Source organism: Aminobacter sp. UC22_36 (assembly GCF_044056035.1).
GTDB lineage: Bacteria > Pseudomonadota > Alphaproteobacteria > Rhizobiales > Rhizobiaceae > Aminobacter.
The window spans coordinates 2,501,285-2,527,306 of the sequence record NZ_CP171996.1 but is presented as its reverse complement, the minus strand read 5'-3'; the positions used below and the strand labels follow the sequence as shown (position 1 = coordinate 2,527,306).

At 63.0% G+C, this 26,022-nt stretch carries 23 protein-coding genes; 15 read left to right on the top strand and 8 right to left on the bottom strand.

The genetic code is table 11. The features are described 5' to 3' along the window. Nucleotides 1–110 precede the first annotated feature (110 nt). Entirely contained in the window at nt 111–563 is a 453-nt protein-coding gene (locus ACHMW7_RS15545; RefSeq protein ID WP_395451070.1) for an Lrp/AsnC ligand binding domain-containing protein, read from the top strand. Here ACHMW7_RS15545 and ACHMW7_RS15540 read toward each other — a convergent pair whose 3' ends face one another. From ACHMW7_RS15540 to ACHMW7_RS15525, 4 genes are all read right to left on the bottom strand, one after another. Beyond that, complete coding sequence (locus tag ACHMW7_RS15540; protein ID WP_395451069.1) at nt 564–1,772, bottom strand: cytochrome-c peroxidase; 1,209 nt, start codon at nt 1,770–1,772, stop codon at nt 564–566. It lies immediately after the preceding gene. 4 nt (nt 1,773–1,776) lie between these two features. Beyond that, on the bottom strand, nt 1,777–2,217 hold the full coding sequence (locus ACHMW7_RS15535) for a FixH family protein (RefSeq protein WP_395451068.1): 441 nt from the start codon (nt 2,215–2,217) through the stop codon (nt 1,777–1,779). Between the two features lie 269 nt (nt 2,218–2,486). Then, nucleotides 2,487–3,944: an NAD-dependent succinate-semialdehyde dehydrogenase gene (locus tag ACHMW7_RS15530; protein WP_395451067.1), complete on the bottom strand. Its 1,458-nt coding sequence runs from the start codon at nt 3,942–3,944 to the stop codon at nt 2,487–2,489. 165 nt (nt 3,945–4,109) lie between these two features. After that, nucleotides 4,110–5,060 (bottom strand): AEC family transporter, encoded by a 951-nt coding sequence (locus ACHMW7_RS15525; protein WP_395451066.1) that lies wholly within the window; start codon nt 5,058–5,060, stop codon nt 4,110–4,112. A gap of 166 nt (nt 5,061–5,226) precedes the next feature. Between ACHMW7_RS15525 and ACHMW7_RS15520 the strand changes: the two genes are divergently transcribed. From ACHMW7_RS15520 to ACHMW7_RS15495, 6 genes are all read left to right on the top strand, one after another. Continuing rightward, complete coding sequence (locus ACHMW7_RS15520) at nt 5,227–5,772, top strand: histidine phosphatase family protein (RefSeq protein WP_395451065.1); 546 nt, start codon at nt 5,227–5,229, stop codon at nt 5,770–5,772. A gap of 136 nt (nt 5,773–5,908) precedes the next feature. After that, entirely contained in the window at nt 5,909–6,217 is a 309-nt protein-coding gene (locus ACHMW7_RS15515; protein WP_395451064.1) for an acyl carrier protein, read from the top strand. Nucleotides 6,218–6,234: 17 nt separating this feature from the next. Further along, nucleotides 6,235–7,422 (top strand): beta-ketoacyl-ACP synthase, encoded by a 1,188-nt coding sequence (locus ACHMW7_RS15510; protein WP_395451063.1) that lies wholly within the window; start codon nt 6,235–6,237, stop codon nt 7,420–7,422. A gap of 18 nt (nt 7,423–7,440) precedes the next feature. After that, nucleotides 7,441–8,712 (top strand): beta-ketoacyl-ACP synthase, encoded by a 1,272-nt coding sequence (locus tag ACHMW7_RS15505; RefSeq protein WP_310317817.1) that lies wholly within the window; start codon nt 7,441–7,443, stop codon nt 8,710–8,712. A gap of 42 nt (nt 8,713–8,754) precedes the next feature. After that, nucleotides 8,755–9,783: a zinc-binding dehydrogenase gene (locus ACHMW7_RS15500; protein WP_395451062.1), complete on the top strand. Its 1,029-nt coding sequence runs from the start codon at nt 8,755–8,757 to the stop codon at nt 9,781–9,783. 52 nt (nt 9,784–9,835) lie between these two features. After that, the gene (locus ACHMW7_RS15495; protein WP_395451338.1) at nt 9,836–10,795 is read left to right on the top strand and encodes a lipid A biosynthesis lauroyl acyltransferase; all 960 of its coding nucleotides are present in this window, start codon (nt 9,836–9,838) and stop codon (nt 10,793–10,795) included. A 3-nt stretch (nt 10,796–10,798) separates the two neighbouring features. Here ACHMW7_RS15495 and ACHMW7_RS15490 read toward each other — a convergent pair whose 3' ends face one another. From ACHMW7_RS15490 to ACHMW7_RS15475, 4 genes are all read right to left on the bottom strand, one after another. Next, nucleotides 10,799–11,716 (bottom strand): dimethyl sulfoxide reductase anchor subunit family protein, encoded by a 918-nt coding sequence (locus ACHMW7_RS15490; RefSeq protein ID WP_395451061.1) that lies wholly within the window; start codon nt 11,714–11,716, stop codon nt 10,799–10,801. Between the two features lie 3 nt (nt 11,717–11,719). Continuing rightward, complete coding sequence (locus tag ACHMW7_RS15485; RefSeq protein WP_395451060.1) at nt 11,720–12,487, bottom strand: 4Fe-4S dicluster domain-containing protein; 768 nt, start codon at nt 12,485–12,487, stop codon at nt 11,720–11,722. A gap of 163 nt (nt 12,488–12,650) precedes the next feature. Further along, nucleotides 12,651–15,500, bottom strand: coding sequence for a molybdopterin oxidoreductase family protein (locus tag ACHMW7_RS15480; RefSeq protein ID WP_395451059.1), 2,850 nt, complete (start codon nt 15,498–15,500; stop codon nt 12,651–12,653). 347 nt (nt 15,501–15,847) lie between these two features. Next, on the bottom strand, nt 15,848–16,273 hold the full coding sequence (locus ACHMW7_RS15475) for a L,D-transpeptidase (RefSeq protein ID WP_395451337.1): 426 nt from the start codon (nt 16,271–16,273) through the stop codon (nt 15,848–15,850). Between the two features lie 306 nt (nt 16,274–16,579). On the opposite strand from ACHMW7_RS15475, the gene ACHMW7_RS15470 reads away from it, so the two are divergent. The 8 genes from ACHMW7_RS15470 to ACHMW7_RS15435 all read left to right on the top strand — a co-directional run bounded on the left by ACHMW7_RS15470 (nt 16,580) and on the right by ACHMW7_RS15435 (nt 25,933). After that, entirely contained in the window at nt 16,580–18,181 is a 1,602-nt protein-coding gene (locus ACHMW7_RS15470; protein ID WP_395451058.1) for a flavin monoamine oxidase family protein, read from the top strand. Nucleotides 18,182–18,231: 50 nt separating this feature from the next. Further along, the gene (locus ACHMW7_RS15465) at nt 18,232–18,645 is read left to right on the top strand and encodes a c-type cytochrome (RefSeq protein ID WP_395451057.1); all 414 of its coding nucleotides are present in this window, start codon (nt 18,232–18,234) and stop codon (nt 18,643–18,645) included. A 125-nt stretch (nt 18,646–18,770) separates the two neighbouring features. Further along, the gene (locus ACHMW7_RS15460) at nt 18,771–19,271 is read left to right on the top strand and encodes a RidA family protein (protein WP_395451056.1); all 501 of its coding nucleotides are present in this window, start codon (nt 18,771–18,773) and stop codon (nt 19,269–19,271) included. Nucleotides 19,272–19,397: 126 nt separating this feature from the next. Beyond that, the gene (locus ACHMW7_RS15455) at nt 19,398–20,678 is read left to right on the top strand and encodes an acetylornithine deacetylase/succinyl-diaminopimelate desuccinylase family protein (RefSeq protein ID WP_395451336.1); all 1,281 of its coding nucleotides are present in this window, start codon (nt 19,398–19,400) and stop codon (nt 20,676–20,678) included. A gap of 138 nt (nt 20,679–20,816) precedes the next feature. After that, complete coding sequence (locus ACHMW7_RS15450) at nt 20,817–22,298, top strand: ABC transporter substrate-binding protein (RefSeq protein ID WP_395451055.1); 1,482 nt, start codon at nt 20,817–20,819, stop codon at nt 22,296–22,298. 199 nt (nt 22,299–22,497) lie between these two features. Next, complete coding sequence (locus tag ACHMW7_RS15445) at nt 22,498–23,445, top strand: ABC transporter permease (RefSeq protein WP_395451054.1); 948 nt, start codon at nt 22,498–22,500, stop codon at nt 23,443–23,445. Beyond that, complete coding sequence (locus ACHMW7_RS15440; protein WP_395451053.1) at nt 23,442–24,311, top strand: ABC transporter permease; 870 nt, start codon at nt 23,442–23,444, stop codon at nt 24,309–24,311. The genes ACHMW7_RS15445 and ACHMW7_RS15440 overlap by 4 nt, the downstream gene beginning before the upstream one ends. After that, on the top strand, nt 24,308–25,933 hold the full coding sequence (locus ACHMW7_RS15435) for an ABC transporter ATP-binding protein (protein ID WP_395451052.1): 1,626 nt from the start codon (nt 24,308–24,310) through the stop codon (nt 25,931–25,933). Before ACHMW7_RS15440 ends, ACHMW7_RS15435 begins: the two co-directional genes overlap by 4 nt. The last annotated feature ends 89 nt before the right edge of the window (nt 25,934–26,022 follow it).

Genomic DNA, 26,022 nt, shown 5'->3' with positions numbered 1-26,022 from the left:
GACGAAAGCTAGCACATCGCTGGAAAACTGGCCGGTCCAAAGAATTCGACTTTACAACCCAAAACGTCTACGTTTGTGACACCTGGATCGCCAATTGAGCTGCCACTTTCATGCCTGAAGACCAACTGGACCGTATCGACCGCAACATCATGTTCGCCCTTTCGCGCGATGGACGGCTGTCGATGGCGGAGCTTGCCACAAAAGTCGGCCTTTCCAAGACCCCCGTGCAGGCGCGGGTCAAGCGATTGGAGAAAGACGGCTACATCAAGGGCTATCAGGCGATCATCGACAGCGAACGCATGGGCGAAGGTCATGTCGCCTTCGTCCAGGTCAAGCTCTCCGACACCCGTTCAGCCGCACTCGACGATTTCAACCGCGCCGTCCACGCCGTGCGCGAGATCGAGCAATGCCACATGATGGCGGCGAGTTTCGACTATCTGCTCAAGGTCCGCACCAAAGACATCGCCGCCTACAGGCGCGTGCTCGGCGAGCGCATCTCCGCCCTGCCCCATGTCGCCCAGACATCGACATTCGTGGCGATGGAAACGGTCAAGGACCGCTGACTACTCGCTGAGCGTCTTCAGGAACGCCACAAGCGCCGTCCGCTCGCCTTCGGAGAGCGCCACGGCATGTATCTCGCTCTCGCCTTCGACGGATTTCGGCGCGGTCGCGTAGTTGTTCACGACCTGCTCCAAAGTGGCGAACTGCCCCGCATGCATGTAGGGCGGACGCCCGGTGACATTGCGCAGCGATGGGGTCTTGTAGGCGCGGACGAGCTCGGGCGAACTCTTCTGCATGAAGCGCAGCTCACCGCAGGCCTCCTCGCCGCCATCGCGGAGTTTTCCCAGGCAATTGAACGGATCGGCCAGAACCTCGTCGACCACTGCGATGCGTCCACGATCGGCGGGCAATCCGGCGACGGGCGGCACTCCGGTGTTGTGGAAGTGATTGTCGGTGAAACGTGGCCCGGTATGGCAGGTCGAGCAATTGGCCTTGCCGATGAAAAGCCTGAGGCCTTGCCGTTCCTCGGCCGACAGATCGTCCTCGGCAGATGGCGCCCGTCCCTGCGCCACGGCATCGGCGAAGCGGTCGAAGCGGGTCTCGCCGTGGACCAGCGAGCGCTCGAAGGCAGCGATTGCCTTGCCGATGTCGGCAAAGATGCGGTCGACGCCCTCGCGCTGCGCATCGCTCATCCCGGCCCAGGCGGCCTTCTCCGCCGGCGTGCCGAACGGCCCGGCACTCGCCGGCAACGTCGACAGGTCGGGCAGCGGCCGGAAAATGCGCTCGTAGCGCTCGCCGAAGCGGCGCTTGAGATAATGCGCATAAGCGGTGCGCGTGCCAGCATGCTCGAGCACATTTTCCAGCGGCACCAGCGCCTGTGACCACAGGCTGTCGCGCCGGCCATCCCAGAAAAAGAACGGATCGCGCGCCACGCCGGCCAGCGGCATGGTCCTTCGATTTGTCTCACCGACGCCGACACCGCGAGGCAGGTCGTCCTGGAACTGCCTGTCGATCTTGTGGCAGGTGCCGCAGGCGACGTTGCCGTCGCGGCTCATGCCGGTGTCGAAGAATAGCGTCGCACCCAGCGCGGCAGCCCCGGGATCGTCGGCGAAACGGTTGGTTGGATCCGGCGCCAGGGGGGCAAGTGTCGACAGCGACATCGATGCGATGGTGCGCTTTTCGGCGTCGGTGAAATCGGCTTCGCTGCAGCCTGCCAGCGCTGCCGTTATCACCGCCGCGGCAATCAGCTTGGTTAGCAGGCCGCGCGCCATCGCCTCACAGCACCAGGTTGAATGTGGCTTCGTCGGCGCCGGCAGGTGCGGTGACGCCGAGTTTCAGCTGCCACCAGCCGGTCATGGAAAACTTCATGCCTTCGATGCGGTAGCGGCCATCGCCGAGATAGGCCGTCGCTTCAGGGCTCGTCGGCAGGCCATGCGCATGCTCGGGCATGCCGCCGCCGACGCTGATCGCAGCCCCCTCCACCGGCACACCTTGCCGCGTCTTCACCGTCACCACCCAGGCATGCAGTTCGCCTTGCCTGGGCTCACCGGCCTCGGGCGCAATGGACAATGCATAAAGGCCCTTGGCCGAATTCTTGGACCGCGCCAGGTCGGGCCCCGGCGCCGCAGGCGCCGTCAGGAAAACGACCGACAGAAAGCCGATGGCCAGCGCCACCAGCCCGAACGCCCCGATGAACATGCGCCACGCTGAAGTCATTCCAGTTCCTCCCGCCTGCCGACAACGTTTTTCCGACAGCGCGCCTTCCCGGCGACATCAGATTCGCGGCACCGCAAGATGGCCCGTTCTCGAGCACTTGGCCATTCCAAACGCGACACCAGAACCGAGCCAGCCGAACATAACAATTACAGCACGTTATACCGACTTCCGGATTCTTCCTGTCAAAGATCCAAAAGAAAACGCGCGCCCGTTGCGGAGCGCGCGCTCGATCATTCCAGATGGATCCGGCCAGAGGGATCCGGAGCCCCTTAGAGGCCCAGCCCGCCGATGCAGACATATTTGGTGTCGAGATAGTCCTCGATGCCCTGATGCCCGCCTTCGCGGCCGAGGCCGGATTCCTTGACACCGCCGAACGGCGCTTCCGGCGTGGTGATCAGGCCTTCATTGACCCCGACCATGCCGTATTTCAGCCCTTCCATGACCCGGAAGGCGCGGCCGAGGTCGCCGGTGTAGAAATAGCTGGCGAGACCGAACTCGGTGTCGTTGGCGAGTGCGATCGCCTCCTCTTCGGTCTCGAATTTGAAGACGGGAGCGACCGGGCCGAAGATCTCGTCCTTCATGAACAGCATTGCAGGCGTCGCGCCCGAAATGACCGTCGGCTCGAAGAACGAGCCGCCGAGCGCGTGGCGCTTGCCGCCGGCAACCACCTTGCCGCCCTTGGCGGTGGCGTCGGCGATGAATTCCTCGACCTTCTCGACGGCCTTTTCGTCGATCAGCGGGCCCTGCTGCACGCCGGCATCGAGACCCGAGCCGACCTTGAGCTTGTTCGACGCCTCGGCCAGCTTGGCCACGAACTTGTCGTAGATGCCGGCCTGGGCAAAGAAGCGGTTGGTACAGACGCAGGTCTGGCCGGAATTGCGGAACTTCGCGGTGATGGCGCCCTCGACGGCACGATCGATGTCGGCGTCGTCGAAGACGAGGAACGGCGCGTTGCCGCCGAGCTCCATCGATACCTTCTTCACTGTTGAAGCCGACTTGGCGATCAGCATCTTGCCGACCTCGGTCGAGCCGGTGAAGGTGATCTTCTTGACCAGCGGGTTGGCGCAGATCTCGTCGCCGATCTCGCCGGCCGAGCCGGTCAGCACGTTGACCACGCCCTTGGGGAAGCCGACTTCCTCGCACAAAGCACCCCAGGCAAGGCCCGAATACGGCGTCTGTGATGCCGGCTTGACGACGGCGGTGCAGCCGGCGGCCAGTGCCGGCCCGAGCTTGCGCGACAGCATCGACGACGGGAAGTTCCACGGCGTGATGGCTGCAATGACGCCGACAGGCTCCTTGGTCACGAGGATGCGGCGGTCGGCCCATGGCGATGGCACGACGTCGCCATAGGCGCGACGCGCCTCTTCGGCAAACCACAGCACATACGCGGCCGACGAGCCGATCTCGCCCTTGGCCTCGGTCAGCGACTTGCCCTGCTCGATGGTGAGCAGTTCGGCCAGCGCGTCCTGATTGTCCATGATCGCGTCATGCAGCTTGCGCAGCAGCTTCGAGCGCTCGAGCGCCGAAGTCTTGCGGTAGGTCTTGAAAGCTTCATTGGCGGCCTCGATGGCGCGCCGGGTTTCAGCACCTCCCGAACGCGGCACGGTACCGATCTTGAGACCCGTTGCCGGGTTGATGACGTCGATGGTCTTGCCGGAATCGGCCTGGACCCATTCGCCGTTGATGAGATTGGCCTGCCGCATGAAATGACTGGTTTTCTGAAGCATGGCTTCACCTCCTGAAATGGCGTCGGTTGGACGCAAGCTTATACTGAAAATCCTCGAAAAGCGCGCGTTCGGAACAGCTTGTCGCCCGAAGCGCCCGGGCAATTTAGTAGCGTGCCGTCGGGTCAGCGATCAACCGCATGATGGCATAGATGCGTTGGTCCAGGTTCAGCCGAACACCATTGTCGCGATCGTCAGCCAGAACGCCGTCGTGACCACGGCGCAAGCCGTTGCAATCGTCATCTGGTTGGAGGCCAACGCCTGGCCGGTACCGAACTGCGTGGCAATGAGATAGGAATTGACGCCCGAAGGCAGGCTCGCAGCCGCCACCGCGACTTTCGCCGACAAGGGCGGCAGGCCGAATAGCCAGGCAAACAGCAGCGCTACGGCCGGCATCAGCATCAGCTTGAGGGCCGATAGCACCAATGCTGGCTTGATGTTGCCCGAGATACCGAACTTCTTGAGCCCAAGCCCCATCGCAAACAGCGCGACGGGCCCGGCAATGTTGGCCAGCGCATCGACGAAACGGGTGGCGAGGCCAGGCAATGGAATGCCCGTCGCGCGCCAGGCCAGCCCGGCCAATATGCCGATGATCAGCGGATTGGTCAGGATCTTGCGCAGGAAATCGCGAATGATGACAAGCGGATGCATCGGTTCGTTGCGTCGTGGCCCGAACATCTCGAACAGGATGATCGAAGCCATCATCATGGTTGGCAGATGTACCGAGACGATCAGGGACAGCAGCTCGAAGCCTTCCTGACCGAAGACGCCGAGCATGAAGGGGATGCCGAGCAGCACGAGATTGGAAAAGGCCGAGGACACGCCACCAACCACGCCCGCCTGCCCGTCGCGGCCAAAAACGCGGGTCGTGACCAGATGCCCTGCCGTCCAGGCCACGGCCACAGCGATGAAGTAGGTCGCCCACAGCGCCCAGGGCGCCGAACCGTTGAAATCGGCGCCAATCATCGTCCGAAACAACAGCAGCGGCAGCGCGACCCCGATAGCGAATTCGGACAGCGCATCGCCGGTTTCGGTGCGCAGATAACCGGTCGCGCCCGAGAGATAGCCTAGCGCCACGAGGCCGAAGACGAAGAGCACTGTTTCTACAAGAGGTGACATCGGCGCTCAGCAATCGGGGAATCGACCGCTCCCAGCATTGCCCTCGAAACGGCCTCGATCAAGCTCGCGCGTGAAGATCAGATACCGGCGAACAGCATTTGGCGTCGCCTTGCCTTTCAATCCACTTTGGCCTCCCTATATCCGCATCGCCTGTTCGGGATCATTCATGCTCAGAATTACCATTGCGATCATGCTGTTGTTCGGCGCACTGCCCGCCCAGGCCACGGAAGCTGGCTGGGCCCTGCTGCGCAATGGCGGCCATGTCGTGCTTCTGCGCAATGCGATGACCACCGGCACGGTCGAGCCGCCTAACTTCGATATCGAGAAATGCGCGACACAGCTCAACCTGTCCGATCGCGGCCGCCAGCAGGCACGCAAGATCGGCGCGCTGTTCGCCGCCCGCGCCGCCCCGGTCGAGCGCGTGCTGGCCAGCCGCTTTTGCCGGACGCTCGACACTGCGCGCCTTGCGTTCGGCGACCGCCTTGTTGAACCGCTGGCCGCCCTCGACAAGCCGACGGAAGCGACGGCCGAAGCCGATATCGCCGCCGTCATGGACATCATCCGCAACTATTCCGGCTCGGACAACATCGTGCTCGTCACGCATCTGGAGAACATTCAGGCGCTGACCGGCGCCTCAGCCCGCGAAGGCGAAGCCTTGATCGTTGGCCTGCAAGGAGAAAAGCTGCATGTGCTTGGCCGCATCGTCTTTTAGTGCTTCAAGTCGCCTGCCTTCCCTTGCGTGCGGGGCCGGACGGCTTAACGAAAGCGCAGGATTTGGCCTTTTCCTGTCCGGAAAAACCGATTAGACAGCCCCTCAAAACTATGCGCGCAGAATCTGTCCCGGGTTCATGATCGCCCTCACCAAAGGAAAAACCGTGTCCACGACCTTCGAGAAAGTCGCCAAGATCATTGCCGAGACCAGCGAGATCGACATCGACACCATCACGCCCGAAAGCCACACCATCGATGACCTCGGCATCGACAGCCTCGACTTCCTCGACATCGTCTTCGCCGTCGACAAGGAATTCGGTATCAAGGTGCCGCTTGAGAAGTGGACGCAGGAAGTCAACGACGGCAAGGCTTCGACCGACGAGTACTTCGTCATGAAGAACCTTTGCGCCAAGATCGACGCGCTCGTCGCGGCGAAGAACGCCTGAGCACGCTGAAGCCGCCCATGGCCAATCGCGACGTCGTCATCACAGGCATCGGCCTCGTCTCCTCCCTTGGAGAAGGCGGTGCAGCCCATTGGGACAAGCTGACAACAACGGGCACAGCCCCGGTGATCGACGCCGAACGCTTCCAGCCCTATGCCATCCATCCCCTGCCCGAGATCGATTGGGGCTTGCAGATCGCCAAGCGCGGCGACCAGCGCCAGATGGAAACCTGGCAGCGGCTGGGCACCTATACGGCCGGCATGGCGCTCGACGATGCCGGCATCAAGGGCAATGACGAGCTCAGTGCGACCATGGACATGGTCGTTGCGGCAGGTGGCGGCGAGCGCGATGAGGCCGTCGACGCCGGCGTCTTGGCCGCATCCGAAAACCGCACCGACCGCGATGTGCTGATCAATGAGAAGCTGACGACGGAACTTAGGCCGACGCTGTTTCTGGCCCAGCTGTCCAACCTGCTCGCTGGCAACATCTCGATCGTCCACAAGGTCACCGGCTCTTCCCGTACCTTCATGGGCGAGGAAGGCGCTGGCGTTTCGGCCATCGAGACCGCGGCTGCCCGGATCCGCTCGGGCCAGTCGACGCATGTTCTGGTCGGCGGCGCGTTCCAGACCGAACATTCCGACATGCTGCTCGGCTACGAGTTGGCCGGTTATCTGCATCGCGGTCCATGGAAGCCTGTATGGCAGCGCCAGGGTTCGGAAGGTGGCGGTGTCGTTACCGGTTCCGGCGGCGCATTCCTCGTGCTTGAATCCCGCGACCACGCCGAAGCACGCGGCCAGAAGATCTACGCGCAACTCGGCCCGGTCCTTTCCGGCCGCGCCAGGCGCCGCAATGGCGGCCTCGAAGCCAGCATTGGCGAACTGCTTGCCAAGACCGATTTGCCGAACGGTGAATTGCTGGCAATCTCGGGTGCTTCGGGCGCGCATGCTGCAACGGCGGCCGAAAAAGCCGCGCTCGGCGCCAATCCGGCGATCGCCGCCCGTGCCCTTTCGTCGCTGACGGGGCACATGAAGGAAGCACAGTTTCCGTTCGCGGTTGCTCTGGCCGCTCTCGCTGTCGAGCGCGGCGCCGGGTACCCGGCATTTGAAGCAGGCGAAAGAGAATTTGCGGGCCAGCCACGCAATGTTCTCGCAACGGCGATCGGCTATCACCAGTTTGAAGGCATGGCGCTCGTCTCCGCGCCGCGCTGAAGGGTGTCAGGACAAAACATGGCCAATCTGAAGGATCACCTCGGCAGACCCGTCGTTGCCGTCACCGGCATCGGCGTCGTCACCTCGCTTGGCGTCGGCAAGGCCGACAACTGGGCTGCGCTGACGTCGGGCAAGTCGGGCATTCATCCCATCACCCGCTTCCCCACCGATCTGCTCAACACCCGCATCTCCGGTATGGTCGATTTCCTGCCGTCGAGCACCAAGGGCGCCAGCGCACTGACCTACGAACTGGCTGAAACGGCAGCCCTTGAGGCCGTCGAGGAAGCCGGCTTCGCCTCAGACGACTTCGACGGACCGCTGTTCCTGGCGTCACCACCTGTCGAGCTCGACTGGCGCGACCGCTTCACGCTTTACGCCGGCGACGATGAAGGCTCGGCCTCCGAGCGCCTGCTGAAAGTCGCGCGCAGCCAGAACTCACTCGACATGTTCGACACCTCGCAGTTCGGCTCGATCGCCGACCGCCTCGCCGACCGGTTTGGCACGCGCGGCCTGCCGATCACCACCTCGACCGCCTGCGCTTCGGGCGCCACCGCCATCCAGCTCGGCGTCGAGGCCATTCGTCGCGGCGAATGCGACCGCGCTTTGTCTGTCGGTGCCGACGGCTCGGCAACCGCCGAGGCGCTGATCCGCTTCTCGCTGCTGTCGGCGCTGTCGACCAACAACGACGTGCCGGAAAAGGCCTCCAAGCCTTTCTCCAAGGACCGCGACGGCTTCGTGCTTGCCGAAGGTTCGGCGGCCCTGGTGCTCGAATCGCTGGAAAGCGCGCTTGCGCGCGGTGCTGAAGTGCTCGGCATCCTCAGGGGTTGTGGCGAAAAGGCCGACGACTTTCACCGCACCCGCTCCAAGCCCGACGGCTCGCCGGCAATCGCCGCGGTCAAGGCGGCCCTTGCCGACGCTGGTCTCGCCGAAGATGAGATCGACTACGTCAACGCGCACGGCACCTCGACGCCCGAAAACGACAAGATGGAGCATCTGTCGCTGTCGACGGTGTTCGGCGAGCGCATCCGCAAGATCCCGGTGTCGTCGAACAAGTCGATGATCGGCCACACGCTGTCGGCTGCGGGCGCCATCGAGGCCGCCTTCTCGCTGATGACCATGCGTGAAGGCGTCATTCCACCGACCATCAACTACGACAATCCCGATCCTTCGATCGAGCTCGACGTGGTGCCGAATGTGAAGCGCAAGGCCGAGGTTCGCACCGTGCTTTCCAACTCCTTCGGCTTCGGCGGCCAGAACACCTGCCTTGTCATGGCGCGGGAACCGGTCTAAGCGACCGCCTACACGTCCCAGAGACAAGGATTTAGCGACATCATGCGCGCATTGCAGCTCGTTGAGGACCGCCGGCTCGAGCAGGTGGACATTGCACCGCCGCCCCCTCCCGGCCTTGGCGAAGTCACCTTGCGCATCAAGGCCGTGGCGCTCAACCACATCGACGTCTGGGGCTGGCGCGGCATGGCGTTCGCCAAGCGCAAGCTGCCGCTGGTCATCGGCGCCGAGGCCTCCGGCGAGATCGACGAAGTCGGCCCCGGCGTCACCGGACTTGCACCCGGCCAGCTCGTTTCGATCTACGGCGCCCGCACCTGCGGCCTTTGCCGCCCGTGCCGCGAAGGCCGCGACAATCTCTGCGAGCACGTCTCGGGCGTGCATGGTTTCCATCTCGACGGTTTCGCCCAGGAGAAGATCAACCTCCCGGCGCGTCTTCTTGTGCCGGCCCCTCCCGGCGTCGACGCCATTGGTGCTGCGGTCGCGCCCGTCACCTTCGGCACTGTCGAGCACATGCTGTTCGACAACGCCAGGCTCGAGCCGGGCGAGACCATTCTCATTCATGCCGGCGGTTCTGGCATCGGCTCGGCCGCGATCCAGCTCGCCAAGAAGATGGGCTGCACCGTCATCACCACGGTTGGCTCGAACGACAAGATCGAGAAGGCCAAGGCGCTCGGTGCCGATCATGTCATCAACTACCGCGAGGACCGCTTCGAAGGCGTCGTGCGCAAGCTGACCAAGAAGAAGGGTGTCGACGTGGTCTTCGAGCATGTCGGCAAGGACACCTGGGCCGGCTCGATGTTCAGCCTCAAGCGCGGCGGTCGCCTCGTCACCTGCGGCTCGACATCGGGCGTTTCGACCGAAATCAACCTGATGATGCTGTTCCAGCAGCAGCTCAAGCTGCTCGGTTCCTTTGGCTGCCGCATGGAAAACATGGCCGACGCCATGCAGAAGATGGCCGCCGGCCTGGTCAAGCCGATCATCGACACCGAAGTCGACTTCACCTCCATCGACACCGCACTGAAGCGCATGGAAGGTCGCGACGTGTTCGGCAAGATCATCCTGCGCATCGACTGAGGATATCAGCGAATTGCCCCGCAAGAAGGCCAGCCAGATCCCCAGCCCCACGATGATGCGCATCATGGGGCGGCTGCGCATGCTGAACTACTGGCTGGTGGCGCAGGTCGCCCTGGTCGCGCTCAAGCTGCTACGGCTGCTGCCCGTCGACAAGGCGCTCAACTTCGCCGATCGCGCCGCACGCACTGTCGGCCCGTGGTTCGGCCGTCACCGCGTCGCGCTTTCCAATCTGCGCGCTGCTTATCCTGGGAAAAGCGAAGCCGAAATCGAAGCCATTGCCTTGGACATGTGGGGCAATATGGGCCGTCTTGGGGCGGAATACATCTTCCTCGAGCAGATCTTCGATTATGATCCGGAGGCCAAGACGCCTGGTCGCATCGAAGTGACCGGCCGCGACCATTTCCTCAAAATCGCCAGCGAGGACAGGCCGCACATCGTCTTCACCGGCCATCTCGGCAATTTCGAGCTGCTGCCGATCGCCGCCGCCACCTTCGGCATGAAGATCACATCGCTGTTCCGCCCGCCGAACAACCCCTATTTGGCGGAATACATCTTCTCGACACGTGCTTCGAACATGGGCGACTTGCTGGCATCGCAGCGCGGCGCGTCCTTTGCGCTGGCCGGCATTCTCGACCGCGGCGGCAATGTCGGCGTGCTTGTCGACCAGAAATTCAAGCGCGGTCTCAGGACGACCTTCTTCGGCCGCGAATGCGAGACCAATCCGGTGCTGGCCATGCTCGCCCGTCACTATGATTGCGACGTCTATCCGGCGCACTGCATCCGCCTGCCCGGCGGACGCTACAGGCTGACGATCGAAGAGAAGCTGACACTGCCGCGCCGCGACGATGGCGCCGTCGATGTCCAGGCCACCACACAGATGCTCAACGACACCGTCGAGCGCTGGATCCGTGAGGATCCGGGCCAGTGGATGTGGTTCCACAAGCGCTGGGGCCTGACCGAGGGCAAGCGCCGCAAGGTCAACAAGGCGGGCAAGATTTCAGCCGATTCCTGACGATTATCCGCCGTAGTAGTTCATCACCGCATGGCGGGCTTCGGCGAAGAACAACCAGCGCTCGACGACCAGGCCGAGCGCGTAGAAGCACGCCGCCAGTGCCGCAGCCGGCACCGCTGCCGCGCCGCCGGCAAGAATAGCCGCCAGCAACAGAATGATGGGCGCCACCCCGCCGACGAGGATCGCCAGTTTCGACAGCTTGAGCGCGTGCTTGCGCGCGATTTTGAAGCCCATCTCGCGGGTCAGGTAGTTGTCGTTGATGTGCGGCCGCTCGAACAGCCTGACATGACCAATGTTGCCGAGCCCGGTTGCACTCTCGGGCGTGGAGAGTGGCACCAGCGTTCGCAGCCGCTTCCACCATTGATGCTTGGCGATCCACGCTGCCGCAACGAAGACAATGGCTGCAGTTGAGCACATCAGACCGCCACTACCGCACGAGTAGCCGGCCAGAGAGGCGAGCAGGAAACCGCCGGCCGCGGCAAACAGCAGATAGCACAGCGGCGTGAGGCCGCTGTTCCAGGCCTGGATCGAGCGCAGCGAGGCGTAGATCATCGCAGTGCAATAGACAGTGATGCCACACATCACGGTCCCCACCAGCCCAACCAGCGGGAGGTAGCGCCCCTCGATCACCGCGAACCATGCCGAAATTGTCAACGGCACGAAGGTCGCAATCGCCATCACGCCCTCGCGCGACAGCCAGCTCGAGCGCCACTGCGACAGCGCCCGCCAGGCGCGCTGCGGATTGCCGAGATGCAGCGTCGACGACATCAGGCCGCCGGCGATCATCATCAATGCGGCGACGTGGGCAAACTTTGCCGGCAAGGTTGAAGTGTCAAGAAGCCCGAGGCCGAGCACCGCTGCCAGACCGTAGCCGAGCCCGGAAAGCGTGGTGAACAAGATGATGGAAGCTGCGGGATGCATGTTTCAGATTCGGTCCAGCATACCGTCGAGCCAGGCAAAGAAGCCCTTGGCCCCGTCAGTGTTTTCAGCGAGCACCGCAGAACCGGCACTTGCGGCCAGTGGTTTGCGCGGTCGCGGTGGCAGGTATTTGTTGGTCGGGCGCGTGCCCTGCTCCGGCATCAGGTCGTAGCCACCGCGCTCAGTCACCATGCGCGAGACATCGGAACTGGGATCGCCGAGATCGCCATAGTGCCGGGCATTGGCGGGGCACGTACGTACGCAGGATGGCACGCGGTCGATTTCCTTCAACGTCTCATTGTAGACGCGGTCGACGCACAGCGTGCATTTCTTCATCACGCCGGCGGCCAGATCCATCTCGCGCGCGCCGTAGGCGCAGGACCAGGCGCACAGCCCGCAGCCGATGCATTTGCTCTCGTCGACAAGCACGATGCCGTCTTCGGCGCGCTTGTAGGAAGCGCCGGTCGGGCACACGGTGACACAGGGCGCGTCCTCGCAGTGCAGGCAGGATTTCGGGAAGTGTACGATACGTGCTTCGCCCGCCTCGCCGATCACCTGCCCGCCTTCCGGCACGACCTCGAAGGTGTGGACCCGGTTGAGGAAGGTGCCGGATACGTCGGCTCCATAGGGGTGCTGATCCGACAGTGCCGCGCCATAACCGCCGGTGTTCCATTCCTTGCAACTGATGACGCAGGCATGGCAGCCGACACAGACATCTAGATCGATGACAAGGCCGAGCTTTTTGGGTGTCGGTAATGACGGCAGACTGGTCATGATCTCTCCCTCCCTTCTCCCCGTTCACGGGGAGAAGGTGGTCCGAAGGAGCGGATGAGGGGCAGCGCGAACCGGTGATGGGGATGCTGCCCTTCACCTGCCTGCCGGCATCCTCTCCCCGTAAGCGGGGAGAGGAGACGCGTCCTCGCTGCCGCAGCAATCGTCATTTCGCCCACTCCTGGCCGTAGCGGAGCTCATCGACATGCGGGCGTGCGCCACCCGGTTGCGCGACAGCGGCAAGATGCGGCTCGCTGGCCTCGGCCCGTTCGGCTTTTTCGATACGCACGCGCAGGTCGTACCAGGCTGCCTGGCCGGTGATCGGATCCGAGTTCGACCAGCGCATGCCGTCGCCCTTCGGCGGTAGAAGTTCGTGGATCAAGTGATTCATCAGGAAGCCTTTTTTGGCTTCGGGCGCATCCTTGTCGAGCGCCCAGGCACCCTCGCGTTTGCCGACGGCATTCCAGGTCCAGATCGTGCTGGAATTGACTGCCTCCATGCGCGCGATCTCGACCTTGATGCGGCCGTGGTGCGAAATCACCCAGACCCAGTCGCCGTCGACAAGTCCGATCTCGTCGCAGATCGGGCCGGGCACATAGAGCGGGTTCCTTGTATGGATCTGCCTGAGCCAGGCGTTCATCGAACCCCATGAATGGTACATCGCCGCCGGGCGCTGGGTGATGGCGTGATAAGGGTATACCTCGCGGCTGACGGCAGCCTCCTCGAACGGCCGGTACCAAATCGGCAGCGGATCGAAGGTGGCAAGGATGCGCTCGCGATGCGTTTGCGGTGCCATCGGCTCGCGTAGCCCCTCGGCCGACAGCCGGAATTTCTGCAGCGTCTCTTGATAGAGCTGGAAGGTCACCGGCTTCGGCTCGTCGAAGAAGCCCATCCGCACGGCGAAATCCTGGTAGGCCTTGTTGGCGTGCTTGAAGAACTGCGCTTCGAGCGGAATATGCGCCGAAAAGAACGAGCCGTTTTCGATATAGCGGTTGAGCTGCTCCGGATTGATCGCCCCGCGCCCAGTGCGGTCGCCATTGCTGCCGCGGAAGCCGGCCAGCGGGCCGATTCCGGGGCGCCGCTCATGGCGCACGATGTAGTCGGCATAGTCCTTGTACAGAGCCTTGCCACGGCTATCGACGAAGCCGGGCAGCTTGAGCCGGGCGCCGAGGTCGATCAGCACGCTCTGGAAGCCGCGCACGTCGCGGTCGGGTTCAACGACAGGCCAACGGATCGCATCCTGCACCGCGTCCGGCTCGGAGATCGGCCGGTCAAGCAGCGAGATGCAGTCGTGGCGCTCGAGATAGGTCGTATCCGGCAGCACGAGATCGGCATACGCGACCATCTCCGAGGAATAGGCGTCGGAATAGATGATCTTCGGGATACGGTATTCGCCCGTCACTGGATCCTTGTCCTCGAGCATCCTGATGACGCCCGCCGTGTTCATCGACGAGTTCCACGCCATGTTGGCCATGTAGAGGAACATCAGGTCGATCGGGTATGGATCGCCGGCATGCGCATTGGCGATCACCATGTGCATCAGGCCGTGCGCCGAGATCGGCGCATCCCAGGAAAACGCCTTGTCGATGCGCATCGGCTTGCCGTCGGCGTCAAGCAGCAGATCCTCCGGCCCGCGCGGAAAACCGAGATGCGGACCCGACAGCGGCTTGTTGGAGCCGAAATGCTCGGCCTTGCCGTGCGGCGTCGGATGCGCCTCGATCGGCTTGGGGTAAGGCGGCTCGAAGCGGAAGGCGCCGGGGCAGTCGACAGCGCCGATCAGCACCTGCAGCATGTGCAGCGCCCGTGCCGTCTGGAAGCCATTGGAATGGGCCGAAAGTCCACGCATGGCGTGGAACGACACCGGCCGTCCGATGAATGCCTCGTGGCGCTCGCCATTCATGTCGGTCCATGGCTGGTCGATGCTGATCGCCTCGTCAAAGGCAACACGCGCGATCTCGGCCGCAAGGCCTCGGATCACCTCGGCGGCCACGCCTGTTTCCTGGGCCACCGCCTCCGGCGCATATTGCGGGTCGAGGTATTTTTCGACAAGAAGCTGGAACGACGGCACCGCACAACGGCCGTCTGGCAATTCCACCCGGCCTGACAAAGCTGCCCTTGCACCCTTGGCGCCAAGCGGTACGACATGCTCGGTCACGGATTCAAAGACCTGCGGCTTGCCGCTGTCGTCGCGCACGAAAAGCCCGTGTTCGGCGCTTCCAGGCGCATCGACCACCAGCCAGGTCGCGTTGGAGTAGCGCACGATGTAGTCGACATCGATCTTCCGTGCCTTGAGCAACTCGTGCACCACGGCAAGGATCAGCAGCCCATCGGTGCCGGGGCGGATGCCGATCCAGTTGTCGGCGACGGCCGAATAGCCAGTGCGCACCGGATTGACCGAGACAAAGCGGGCGCCGCGCTTCTTGAGCTTGGAAATGCCGATCTTGAGCGGGTTGGAATCGTGATCCTCGGCGACGCCGAACATGACGAACAGCTTGGTCCGGTCCCAGTCTGGCGCGCCAAATTCCCAGAACGCCCCGCCGATGGTCATGATGCCGGCAGCCGCCATGTTGACCGAGCAGAAGCCGCCATGGGCCGCATAATTGGGCGTGCCGAACTGCTGCGCCCAGAAGCCGGTCAGCGACTGCGACTGGTCGCGCCCGGTAAAGAAGGCAAGTTTCTTCGGGTCATCCTGGCGCACGCCGTCGAGCCAGCCGGTCGCAAGCGCCAGCGCCTCGTCCCAGGAAATCTCCTTGAATTCACCCGAGCCGCGCGGCCCTGTCCTCAGCAGCGGCGCGCGCAGTCGTGCCGGCGCGTAGTGCTGCATGATGCCGGCCGATCCCTTGGCGCACAGGACACCGCGATTGACCGGATGGTCACGGTTGCCCTCGATGTAGCGAACCTTGCCGTCCTTGAGATGGACGTCGATGCCACAGCGGCAGGCGCACATGTAGCAAGTGGTCTTGCGGACCTCGTCGGAGACGGGCTCCGAAAGCGCTACATGCGGTTCTGACTTCATCCGGCGAACTCCCTGAGTGTGAGTCCTACCGAGGCCACGACTGAAAGGAAATGCCCTGAAATGGCTCTCTACGGCAAAATTTGTCTATGTCTGGAAAAGAACTTAGTTCAGGCGGCTAATGTCACGCCCGAAATGAAAAGGCCGGGGAGCCCCCACTCCCCGGCCTTTTCGCAGGCACGTCACCCCAAACTGAATTGAAAGGCACATTAGCACCAACTTGATTGGCGGCAATTCTTGAGCCGGCCAATCGACTGTTCATTCACGGACTTTGGTCTCGGCATGAAGCAATTTTGCAACAGAAATGCCAGTATCCGGGCAAATGATACGTATGTTTCCGCCCCGAAGCGTCAGTTGGTGACGACGATCCGCGTGTTGCTCGCCCCGACTTCCCTGACCAGGGCGTAGAACCTTGCGGCGTTGGCCGTCTGCAGCCGCACGCAGCCATGCGACGCCGGGCGGCCGAGCTGCCTGACCGCGCCTGTGCCGTGGATGGCGTAACCACCGTTGTAGAACACCGAATAGGGCATCGGCGAATTGTCGTATTTCTGCGAATACCACATCCGGTGCAGGCGCTTGGGCCGCCAGCTGCCGCGCGGCGTGACGTAGCCCCTGCGTGCCGTCGACACCGGCCATTGGTGGATTACGCGTCCGCCCATGCTGACAGTCATCGTCTGTGTCGAAACATTGACCCTGGCGACAAGAACATCCGCCAGTGCCTGAGTAGGTACGCCAGCAAAGCCCAATGCGGCGGCCATGAAGAGAGCCTTGTACATCATCGCACACTCCCCTATCCGGCAGTTTTTCCCTGCCCGCGCGAAGATGGGACCATGAAAAACTCTACGGTTGGTAAATTGAGCGTGGAGGCAGAACATGGCCTGCAGACACCACCACAGGTGGCATTTGCAACTTTTGCCGGCTTTCAGGTGGCCCAAACCAGCGCCGGTCGTCGTCGCCTCTGGCCCAGTTGACTCGACCCGGCATGGGCATAGGCTGCCTCGTGCAGCTGGAGCCACATTCCATCATGCTCCGGCCGGATAACGTGCGGCCAACAGCGGACCGTCGCCCGGAGGACCTCAGAAATGCAACAATCCCAATACCTTAGCGGAATGAGCAGGCGCAACCTGCTGTCGTTGATCGGCCTTACGGCAGGTACTGCCGCGATGTACCAGGCGATGACCAGCCTCGGCCTGGCCGTTGAATCCGGCTACAAGGGACCGGTCAAGCTTGAGGGCGATCCGAAGGGCGCCACCGTGCTCATTTTGGGTGCAGGTCTTGCCGGCATGACGGCCGCACTCGAACTTCGACAGGTCGGATACAAGGTAAAGATCCTCGAATACAACAACAGATCGGGCGGACGGAACTGGACGCTGCGCGGCGGCGACACCTACACCGAGCTCGGCGGCGCGACGCAGAAATGCGAATTCGACGAGGGCCTCTACATCAATCCCGGCCCATGGCGCATTCCCTATCACCACAACGGGCTTTTGGCCTATTGCCGACGTCTCGGCGTCACGCTGGAGCCGTTCCAGCAGCTCAATCACAACGCCTTCCTGCATTCGTCGAAAGCCTTCGGTGGCAAGCCGCAGCGCGTGCGCGACATCAAGATCGACTTCCAGGGCCATGTCGCGGAGCTGCTGGCCAAGGTCGCCCATACCGGCAAGCTCGAAGGCAGCGTCACCAAGGAAGACCAGGAGATGCTGGTCGAAGCGCTGCAGTCCTGGGGCGCGCTCGACAAGGACTATGCCTATACCAAGAGTGTCGCAAATTCGGAATTCCGCGGTTTCGCCAAGGATCCCGGCGGCGGTCTCGGTGCGGCACCGGTGCCGAGCGATCCGATTGCGCTGACCGACATATTGAGCTCCGGCCTGTGGGGGAGCCTCGCCAATTTCGCCCTCTACGAATTCCAGACGACGATGTTCCAGCCGGTTGGCGGCATCGACATGATCGGCAAGGCCTTCACCAAGGAAGTCGGCGACCTCATCACCTACAATGCCAAGGTCTCGAAGATCCATCAGGACGACAAGGGCGTCACCGTCACCTACGAGGATGTCCAGAAGCCCGGCACCATGGCCGAGGAAAAGGCCGACTGGTGCATCTGCACCATTCCGCTGACCATCCTCAGCCAGATCGAGATCAATGTCGGCGCCCCGATGCAGGCGGCGATCGAGGCCGTGCCCTATGCCTCGTCGGTCAAGGTCGGCTTGCAGTTCAAGCGCCGCTTCTGGGAACAGGACGAGTTGATCTTCGGCGGCGTCAGCTACACTGACCTGCCGATCACCCAGATCTCCTATCCGAGCACCAGCTTCAACACCAACGGCAAGGGCGTGTTGCTCGGCGCCTACACGTGGAACGGGCCGCACTCCTACGAATTCACCTCGATGGCGCCGGAAGAACGCGTCAGGCGTGCCGTCGAATACGGCTCGATGATCCACCCGCAATACAAGGATGAGTTCGAAAACGGCATCTCGATGGCCTGGCACCGCTCGCCCTTCACGCTCGGCTGCGCCGGCGACTGGACCGAGGAAGCGCGCAAGGAGCACTACGACAATCTCTGCCAGATCGATGGCCGCATCGTGCTTGCCGGCGAACACGCCTCCTACATCCCGGCGTGGATGGAAGGAGCGATCCTGTCATCGCTCGATGCCATCACCAGGCTGCACCAGCGCGTCGTGGCGGGATGACGGCGATGTCCGTCCATCCCTCAACCCTCGTTTTCGCAAGGCATGTCGACATGACCCAGCAATCCAAACGTTCAATCGGCCTATTCGCCGCTACTGCCTTCATCACCGCATTTTCTGCTGGAGGTGCCCTCGCCGACTCGGCCGGCGCCACCTTCAGCGACGGTGACAATTTCTCCGAAAAGACCGGCCAGGAACTCTACGCAAATGTCTGCCAGGCCTGCCACATGGACAAGGGCCAGGGGGCCGTCGGGGCCGGCAAGTATCCGGCGCTTGCCAAGAACGAGAACCTGGAATCGGGCGGCTATCCGGTCTACGTCATCCTGCATGGCCAGAAGGGCATGCCGCCGGTCGGCAGCATGATGAGCGACGACCAGGTGGCCGCCGTGGTCAACTATGTCAGGACCAATTTCGGCAACGACTACAAGGATCCGGTGACAGCAGAAGACGTCGCCGGCGCACGCTGACACGCCGACGCCGGATTGGCCACCAGACTGCCTGGATCCATCAGGTTTGGAGCGCCAGCTCCAGCGACCGAAGCAGCCGGTGATCCTGCTGGCTGCTTCATTTCATGCGGCAAAAGGAGAAAGACATGACAACAATGCGGATCTGCGCCGCCACGCTCGTGGCTGGCCTGTTCCTCTCGGGCAACGCGATGGCTGAGGACGTAGTGCGCCACAAGAACCCAAATTCGGACTTTCCGATCGCCCAGGCCGTCGAAGTCCCCGCCGGCAAGACGACGGTCTATGTCAGCGGCGCGGTGCCCTCGGTCGTCGACGAGAAGGCCGAGAAGGGCAGCCTTGCCGCCTATGGCGACACCAAAACGCAGACGGAATCGGTGCTGAAATCGATCGAAAAGACGCTCGAAGGCGTCGGCCTCAAGATGGGCGACGTGGTCAAGATGCAGGTCTTCCTCGTCGGCGATCCGGCACAGGGCGGTAAGATGGATTTCGCCGGCTTCATGGAGGGCTACGTCAAGTTCTTCGGCACCAAGGAGCAGCCGAACCTGCCGGCCCGCTCGGTCATGCAGGTCGCCGGCCTCGTTGCTCCCGGCTGGCTGGTCGAGATCGAGGTCACCGCCGTCCGCCCGTGAGTGGAACGGTTTGCGCGGGTTGCCCCGAAACAGGCAGCCTGCGCGCTCGACAGCGGCTGACGGATGCGCAAGACTGGTAACGATCCGGGCAAGGTGAAGCCAGACAAAGTGAACAATGTCGACCGCATGTATGACAAGCTTTTCAAGATCATAGACGACCGCCGTGAAGAATTGGCGGAACTGACTGCGGAGCTGATCCGTTTTCCCACCATCAACCCGCCCGGCGACGCCTATCGCCCTTGCGCGGAATACCTCGGCAATCGCCTGGCCAGGCGCGGCTTCGGCGTCGAATACATCAGAGCCGAAGGCACGCCAGGCGACACCGACCGCTATCCGCGCATCAATGTCGTTGCCCGTTTCGACGGCCGGGTGGCCGGACCCACCGTCCATTTCAATTCCCATATCGACGTCGTCGAGGCTGGCGAAGGCTGGTCGGTTGATCCATTTGCCGGCACGATCCGCGACGGCCGCGTCTATGGCCGCGGCGCCTGCGACATGAAGGGCGGGCTGGCAGCCTCGATCATCGCCGCCGAAGCCTTCATGGACGTCAACCGGGATTTTACCGGCGCCATCGAGATATCAGGCACCGTCGACGAGGAGTCGGGCGGTTTCGGCGGCGTCGCCTATCTCGCCGGCAAGGGGTACTTCTCAAAACCCAAGGTCGATCACGTCATCATTCCGGAACCGCTCAACAAGGATCGCATCTGCCTCGGCCATCGTGGCGTCTGGTGGGCCGAGATCGAGACCAAGGGCGAGATCGCCCACGGCTCCATGCCATTCCTCGGCGACTGTGCCGTGCGCCACATGGGTGCCGTGCTGGAGGCCTTCGAGCAAGAGCTGTTTCCCGCCCTCGACCGTAAGACGACGCGCATGCCGGTGGTGCCGGAAGGTGCCCGGCGCTCGACGATGAACATCAACTCAATCCATGGCGGCCAGACCGACGATTTTCGCCCCGGCCTGCCCTCGCCCAACGTGCCCGATTCCTGCCGGCTGACCATCGACCGTCGTTTCCTGCTGGAAGAGAACATCGTCGACGTCAAAGGCGAAGTCACAAGCATCCTCAACCGCCTCAAGCGCGAGCGGAAGAAGTTCGACTACGAGATTCGCGACATCATGGAGGTGCAGCCGCTGATGACCGAGCGCGACGCGCCGGTGGCGTCGGCTATCGCCAGGGGCATACGCGAGATTTTCGACAAGGAGCCGGAATACGTCATCTCGCCCGGTACCTATGACCAGAAGCATGTCGCCCGCATCGGCCATTTGTACGATTGCATCGCCTATGGCCCGGGTATTCTCGACCTCGCCCATCGGCCGGACGAATGGGTCGGCATCGACGACATGGTCCAGTCGGCGAAAGTGATGGCAATCGGCCTCGACATCTTGTTGCGCGGCCAGTTCAACGGCTGAACGGTCAAGCAACGCTGGCCAATGGCACTAGGAAATTCATTTCAGCAGCACCGCTGCAATTGCAACAAACTTGATTTACTCGGCCGGAAAATCGCGCTTCTATCCGGCCCGTCGAAGTCGAAGCGGGGAGATCTGAGCATGAGGCAGTGGAAAACCATCCTGGCAGCCGCAGCACTGGCGCTGGCATCCAGCACCGCCGCAATCGCTGCGCGCACAGACCTGGTGCTTGGCATGCCGCTGGAGCCACCGCATCTCGATCCGACCGCAGGTGCTGCCGCAGCCATCGACGAAGTGTTCTACGCCAACGTCTTCGAAGGCCTGACTCGCATCGGTTCGCGTGGCGAGGTGCTACCCGATCTGGCCGAGAGCTGGACCATTTCCGATGACGGCAAGACCTACACCTTCAAGCTGCGCTCCGGCGTGAAGTTCCACGACGGCAGCGACTTCAATGCGGACGACGTCAAGTTCTCACTCGACCGCGCCCGCGGCGAAAACTCGGTCAATGCGCAGAAGGGCCTGTTTGCTCCGATCGACACAGTCGAGGTGGTCGATCCGGCCACAGTCAAGGTGACACTCAAGAACCCGCTCGGCTCGTTCCTCTACAATCTCGGCTGGGGCGACGCGGTGATCGTTGCGCCGGAGAGCGCCGAGACCAACAAGGAAAAGCCTGTCGGCACCGGCCCGTTCAAGTTCCAGAACTGGGCCAAGGGCTCGTCGATCACGCTGGTCAAGGCCGATGGCTACTGGGGCGATCCGGTGGCGCTCGACAAGGCCGAGTTCCGCATCATCCCCGACGCCGCCGCCGCCATCCCTGCGCTGCTTTCGGGCGACGTGCAGGCGCTGCCGAACTTCGCGCTCGGCGACGCGCTCGCCCAGGTCAAGGCCGACCCGCGCTTCAAAGTGGTCATCGGCACCACCGAGGGCGAAACGGTGCTGTCGACCAACAACAAGCGGCCGCCCTTCGACAATCTCAAGGTGCGCCAGGCCATCGCGCATGCCATCGACCGCAAGGCGCTGATCGATGGCGCGACAGGTGGCCTGGGCACGCCGATCGGCTCGCATTTCGCCCCACACAACCCGGCCTATGTCGACCTCACCGGCACCTATCCGCACGACATCGCCAAGGCCAAGGAGTTGCTCAAGGAGGCAGGCTTTGCCGAAGGCTTCAAGGCGACGCTCAAGCTGCCGCCTGTCGGTTATGCCCGCCAGGGCGGCGAAATCGTCGCCTCGCAGCTGCGCGAGATCGGCATCGACCTGCAGATCATCCCGGTCGAATGGGCCGACTGGCTCAAGCAGGTATTCACCGACAAGGACTACGACCTGTCGATCGTCTCGCATACCGAACCCAACGACATCGATATCTACGCCCGCAAGGACTACTACTTCAATTACGACAACCCGGCCTTCAACAAGGTCATCGACGAGCTCAACCTGACCTCCGACGAGGCCAAGCGCACCGAGCTCTACAAGCAGGCGCAGAAGATCCTCGCCGACGATGCCGTCAACGGCTTCCTGTTCGAGCTGCCCAAGGTCGGCATCTGGGACGCCAAGGTCGAAGGTCTTTGGGAAAACTCACCCATCCAGGCCAATGATCTGACCAAGGTGAAATGGGTCGACTGACGATTGGGGTGGCGCCTCCCCTGGGAATGCGCCACCCACCACGGTTCAGAACGCCGCACGAGGTTTGCCGACCTGAACGCCCCCGCCGCAAGAACCAGCGCCACTATTTCTGGGAGCATTGGAAGAGTTCTGTGAACTGCGCCCCTGCGCAACCTCTGCGAGCTTTCGGATCGGCACTTTCTCGGGCAGTTTGCGCTTGATGACGGTCTATTTGCTCAAACGCCTGTTGATCGGAATAGCGACCCTCGTCGTCGCCTCGCTCGTCGTATTTCTGATGCTCGAGGTCGTGCCTGGCGACCCGGCGCGGTTGATGCTGGGCATGAACGCCAGCGACGCCCAGGTCGAGTTGTTGCGCGAACAGATGGGGCTGAACCAGCCCCTGATCCTGCGCTACCTCCACTGGATCAGAGGCCTGCTGTCACTGGATTTCGGCAAATCCTATACCTATTCGGTGCCGGTCATCGACCTGATCAAGGAGCGGCTGGTCGTCTCGTTTCCGCTGGCCGTCATCGCGCTGACGCTGTCGACGCTGATTGCCATTCCTGTCGGGTTGTTCGCCGCCGCCCGGCGCGGCAAGGCCGGCGACACAGCGGCCATGGCCGTGGCACAGGTCGGCGTCGCCATGCCCAACTTCTGGTTCGCGTTGCTACTTGTCTATGTTTTTGCCGTCTGGTTGCGGCTGGTGCCGGCCGGCGGCTTTCCCGGCTGGAGCAACGGCATCTGGCCGGCGCTCAAGGCGCTGATCCTGCCGGCCCTGGCCCTTGCCTTGCCGCAGGCCGCTATTCTCGCCCGCGTCACGCGTGCCGCCTTGATCGAGGTCCTGGGCGAAGACTACATCCGCACTGCCCGCGCCAAGGGCATGCCGATGCGCGCCGTATTGTGGCGGCATGCCTTGCGCAACGCCATGATTCCGGTGCTGACGATCATGGGCCTGCAATTCGCCTTCCTGCTTGCCGGAACGATCATCATCGAAAACGTCTTCTACCTGCCTGGCCTCGGCCGGCTGGTTTTCCAGGCGATCACCCAGCGCGACCTTATCGTCGTCGAAAGCGTGGTGATGCTGCTCGTCGCCGCGGTGGTGCTGGTCAACCTGGTCGTCGATCTCTCTTATGCGGTGGTCGACCCGCGCCTGAGGGCACGGCAATGAGCGACACAACACCACACAGCGACGGAACCTTAGCCGACCTCTTCGGCCACGCGCTTGCCAACCGCTCCTTTGTCATCGGCCTGCTCATCACCTTGATCGTCGCGGCGATGGCATTGATGTCCTTCTTCTGGACGCCTTTCGACGTCACCAGGCTGATCGTTGCCGATCGGATGCAACCGCCGTCCGCCACTCATTGGTTCGGCACCGACCATTTCGGACGCGACGTGCTGTCGATGATCATGATCGGGGCGCGCAACTCGATCGCCGTGGCACTTGTCGCCGTCGTCATCGGCATGGGCATCGGCGTGCCGCTCGGCTGCTGGGCGGCCGCGCGTGGCGGCTGGATCGACGAGGCGCTGATGCGCTTCAACGACCTCGTCTTCGCATTTCCCGCCTTGCTGTCGGCGATCATGATCACGGCCGTCTTCGGCCCCAGCGCGCTCAATGCCGTCATCGCCATCGGCATCTTCAACATTCCGGTCTTTGCCCGCGTCGCGCGCGCCGGGGCACTGTCGATCTGGCCGCGCGAATACATCCTTGCCGCCCGCGCGGCAGGCAAGAACAAGACACGCATCACCATCGAGCACATCCTGCCCAACATCGCCAACCTGCTGCTGGTGCAAGGCACCATCCAGTTCGCGCTCGGCATTCTTGCCGAAGCGGCCCTGTCTTATGTCGGGCTTGGCACGCAGCCGCCGATGCCAAGCTGGGGCCGCATGCTGTTCGATGCGCAGACGCTGATGATGGTGTCGCCATGGCTGGCCCTGTTCCCCGGCTGCGCCATCCTGCTCACTGTGCTCGGGCTCAACCTGCTTGGCGACGGCATATCAGACATCTTCGATCCGCGTGCGAGGCGCCGGATATGAGCCTGCTCGAGATCGAAAAGCTTTCGCTCAAGATCGGCCGGACGCAAATCCTCAAGGATATCGATCTGACCATCGCGCCCGGCGAAGTGATGGGGCTTGTCGGCGAATCCGGCTCCGGCAAGTCGATGACGGCCCTTGCCGTGATGCGGCTCACGCCCGCAGCGGCCGAGATGAAGGGACGTATCGCCTTCGAAGGCATCGACATTCTCGCTGCCAGCGAAAACCAGATGTGCGCGCTGCGCGGCGACGACATCGGCATGGTGTTCCAGGAGCCGATGACCGCGCTCAACCCTGTCAAGACGATCGGCGAGCAGGTCGCCGAGGGCATCAGGTGGCATAAGCGGGCAAGCCGCGCCGAGGCGGAAGAGCACGCGAAGAAGATACTCGATCGCGTCGGCCTGCCGGAACAGAAATTCCCACTGTCGCGATACCCGCATGAATTGTCGGGCGGCCAGCGTCAGCGCGTCGCCATCGCGATCGCCTGCGCGCTCAAGCCCAAGCTGCTGATCGCCGACGAGCCGACGACTGCCCTCGATGTCGTGCTGCAGGCCCAGATTCTCGACCTGCTCAAGGAACTGGTCCGCGAAAACAAGATGAGCCTGCTGTTCATCTCGCACGATCTGGCTGTCGTCACCGAAATGGCCGACCAGATCACCATCTTGCGGCAAGGGGCGGTGACGGAATTTGGCGACACCGCGCGTACGCTCTCGGAAGCAACGCACCCCTACACGCGCCAATTGGCGCTCGCTTCGATGCATGTGCCGGCCCGGGTGAAGCCGCATATCGACGAGGCAGCGCAAGAGACGCTGCTCGAAATTTCCAACATCGTCAGGGATTATCCGGGCCGACGAAGATCACTGTTTTCCAGGCCAGAACCGGTCCGCGCCGTCGACAACGTCTCGCTGACGATGAAGCCAGGCGCCTCGGTGGCCCTTGTCGGCCGTTCCGGTTGCGGCAAGTCGACACTCGCGCGGATGATCCTGGCGCTCGATACGCCGACCAGCGGAACGATCAAGTTTCGCGGTACGGACATCACCCGTGCCGACGAGACGGCCATGAGGCGTGCCCGCCGCAACATGCAGGTGGTGTTCCAGGATCCCTACGGCTCGTTCGATCCCCGCCACACCGTCGAGCGGTTGGTCGGCGAACCACTGCATCTGCTCGAGCGCAAGCCCGACCGCAAGGAGCGCCGCGACATGGTCGGGCGCGCATTGCATGAAGTCGGCCTCAGCCGCTCGGACATGGAGAAATACCCGCACGAGTTTTCAGGCGGCCAGCGCCAGCGCCTGTCGATTGCGCGTGCCATCATCACCCGGCCAAAGCTTGTTGTCGCGGACGAGCCCGTCTCCGCGCTTGACGTATCGATCCGGGCGCAGATCCTCGACCTGTTCGCCGAGCTCAACCAGAAGCTCGGCGTCGCCTATCTGTTCATCACCCACGACTTGACGGTCGCGCGCGCCATCACCGACGATGTGCTGGTCATGCATGAAGGCAGGATCGTCGAGCGCGGCAAGACATCAGACGTTCTCGACCACCCGCAGACGGAAGCGGCGCAGGCGCTTGTCTCGGCAGCACCCGACCTGCACCGGGCAATCGCCCGGCGGCTGCAGGAACAGGGGTGAGCAGCCGGTTCGCGCAGCGAATTCACCGGACCAGTGGCACGATGAAAGGCTGAGGAAGGCCGGGACAATGCGAAGCATCGGTGACCCGG

What these genes read in the sequence shown, in the direction of transcription:
- ACHMW7_RS15545 (WP_395451070.1), top strand. Translation starts at nt 111, where the DNA reads ATGCCTGAAGACCAACTGGACCGTATCGACCGCAACATCATGTTCGCC.
- ACHMW7_RS15540 (WP_395451069.1), bottom strand. Translation starts at nt 1,772, where the DNA reads ATGGCGCGCGGCCTGCTAACCAAGCTGATTGCCGCGGCGGTGATAACG.
- ACHMW7_RS15535 (WP_395451068.1), bottom strand. Translation starts at nt 2,217, where the DNA reads ATGACTTCAGCGTGGCGCATGTTCATCGGGGCGTTCGGGCTGGTGGCG.
- ACHMW7_RS15530 (WP_395451067.1), bottom strand. Translation starts at nt 3,944, where the DNA reads ATGCTTCAGAAAACCAGTCATTTCATGCGGCAGGCCAATCTCATCAAC.
- ACHMW7_RS15525 (WP_395451066.1), bottom strand. Translation starts at nt 5,060, where the DNA reads ATGTCACCTCTTGTAGAAACAGTGCTCTTCGTCTTCGGCCTCGTGGCG.
- ACHMW7_RS15520 (WP_395451065.1), top strand. Translation starts at nt 5,227, where the DNA reads ATGCTCAGAATTACCATTGCGATCATGCTGTTGTTCGGCGCACTGCCC.
- ACHMW7_RS15515 (WP_395451064.1), top strand. Translation starts at nt 5,909, where the DNA reads ATGATCGCCCTCACCAAAGGAAAAACCGTGTCCACGACCTTCGAGAAA.
- ACHMW7_RS15510 (WP_395451063.1), top strand. Translation starts at nt 6,235, where the DNA reads ATGGCCAATCGCGACGTCGTCATCACAGGCATCGGCCTCGTCTCCTCC.
- ACHMW7_RS15505 (WP_310317817.1), top strand. Translation starts at nt 7,441, where the DNA reads ATGGCCAATCTGAAGGATCACCTCGGCAGACCCGTCGTTGCCGTCACC.
- ACHMW7_RS15500 (WP_395451062.1), top strand. Translation starts at nt 8,755, where the DNA reads ATGCGCGCATTGCAGCTCGTTGAGGACCGCCGGCTCGAGCAGGTGGAC.
- ACHMW7_RS15495 (WP_395451338.1), top strand. Translation starts at nt 9,836, where the DNA reads ATGATGCGCATCATGGGGCGGCTGCGCATGCTGAACTACTGGCTGGTG.
- ACHMW7_RS15490 (WP_395451061.1), bottom strand. Translation starts at nt 11,716, where the DNA reads ATGCATCCCGCAGCTTCCATCATCTTGTTCACCACGCTTTCCGGGCTC.
- ACHMW7_RS15485 (WP_395451060.1), bottom strand. Translation starts at nt 12,487, where the DNA reads ATGACCAGTCTGCCGTCATTACCGACACCCAAAAAGCTCGGCCTTGTC.
- ACHMW7_RS15480 (WP_395451059.1), bottom strand. Translation starts at nt 15,500, where the DNA reads ATGAAGTCAGAACCGCATGTAGCGCTTTCGGAGCCCGTCTCCGACGAG.
- ACHMW7_RS15475 (WP_395451337.1), bottom strand. Translation starts at nt 16,273, where the DNA reads ATGTACAAGGCTCTCTTCATGGCCGCCGCATTGGGCTTTGCTGGCGTA.
- ACHMW7_RS15470 (WP_395451058.1), top strand. Translation starts at nt 16,580, where the DNA reads ATGCAACAATCCCAATACCTTAGCGGAATGAGCAGGCGCAACCTGCTG.
- ACHMW7_RS15465 (WP_395451057.1), top strand. Translation starts at nt 18,232, where the DNA reads ATGACCCAGCAATCCAAACGTTCAATCGGCCTATTCGCCGCTACTGCC.
- ACHMW7_RS15460 (WP_395451056.1), top strand. Translation starts at nt 18,771, where the DNA reads ATGACAACAATGCGGATCTGCGCCGCCACGCTCGTGGCTGGCCTGTTC.
- ACHMW7_RS15455 (WP_395451336.1), top strand. Translation starts at nt 19,398, where the DNA reads ATGTATGACAAGCTTTTCAAGATCATAGACGACCGCCGTGAAGAATTG.
- ACHMW7_RS15450 (WP_395451055.1), top strand. Translation starts at nt 20,817, where the DNA reads ATGAGGCAGTGGAAAACCATCCTGGCAGCCGCAGCACTGGCGCTGGCA.
- ACHMW7_RS15445 (WP_395451054.1), top strand. Translation starts at nt 22,498, where the DNA reads ATGACGGTCTATTTGCTCAAACGCCTGTTGATCGGAATAGCGACCCTC.
- ACHMW7_RS15440 (WP_395451053.1), top strand. Translation starts at nt 23,442, where the DNA reads ATGAGCGACACAACACCACACAGCGACGGAACCTTAGCCGACCTCTTC.
- ACHMW7_RS15435 (WP_395451052.1), top strand. Translation starts at nt 24,308, where the DNA reads ATGAGCCTGCTCGAGATCGAAAAGCTTTCGCTCAAGATCGGCCGGACG.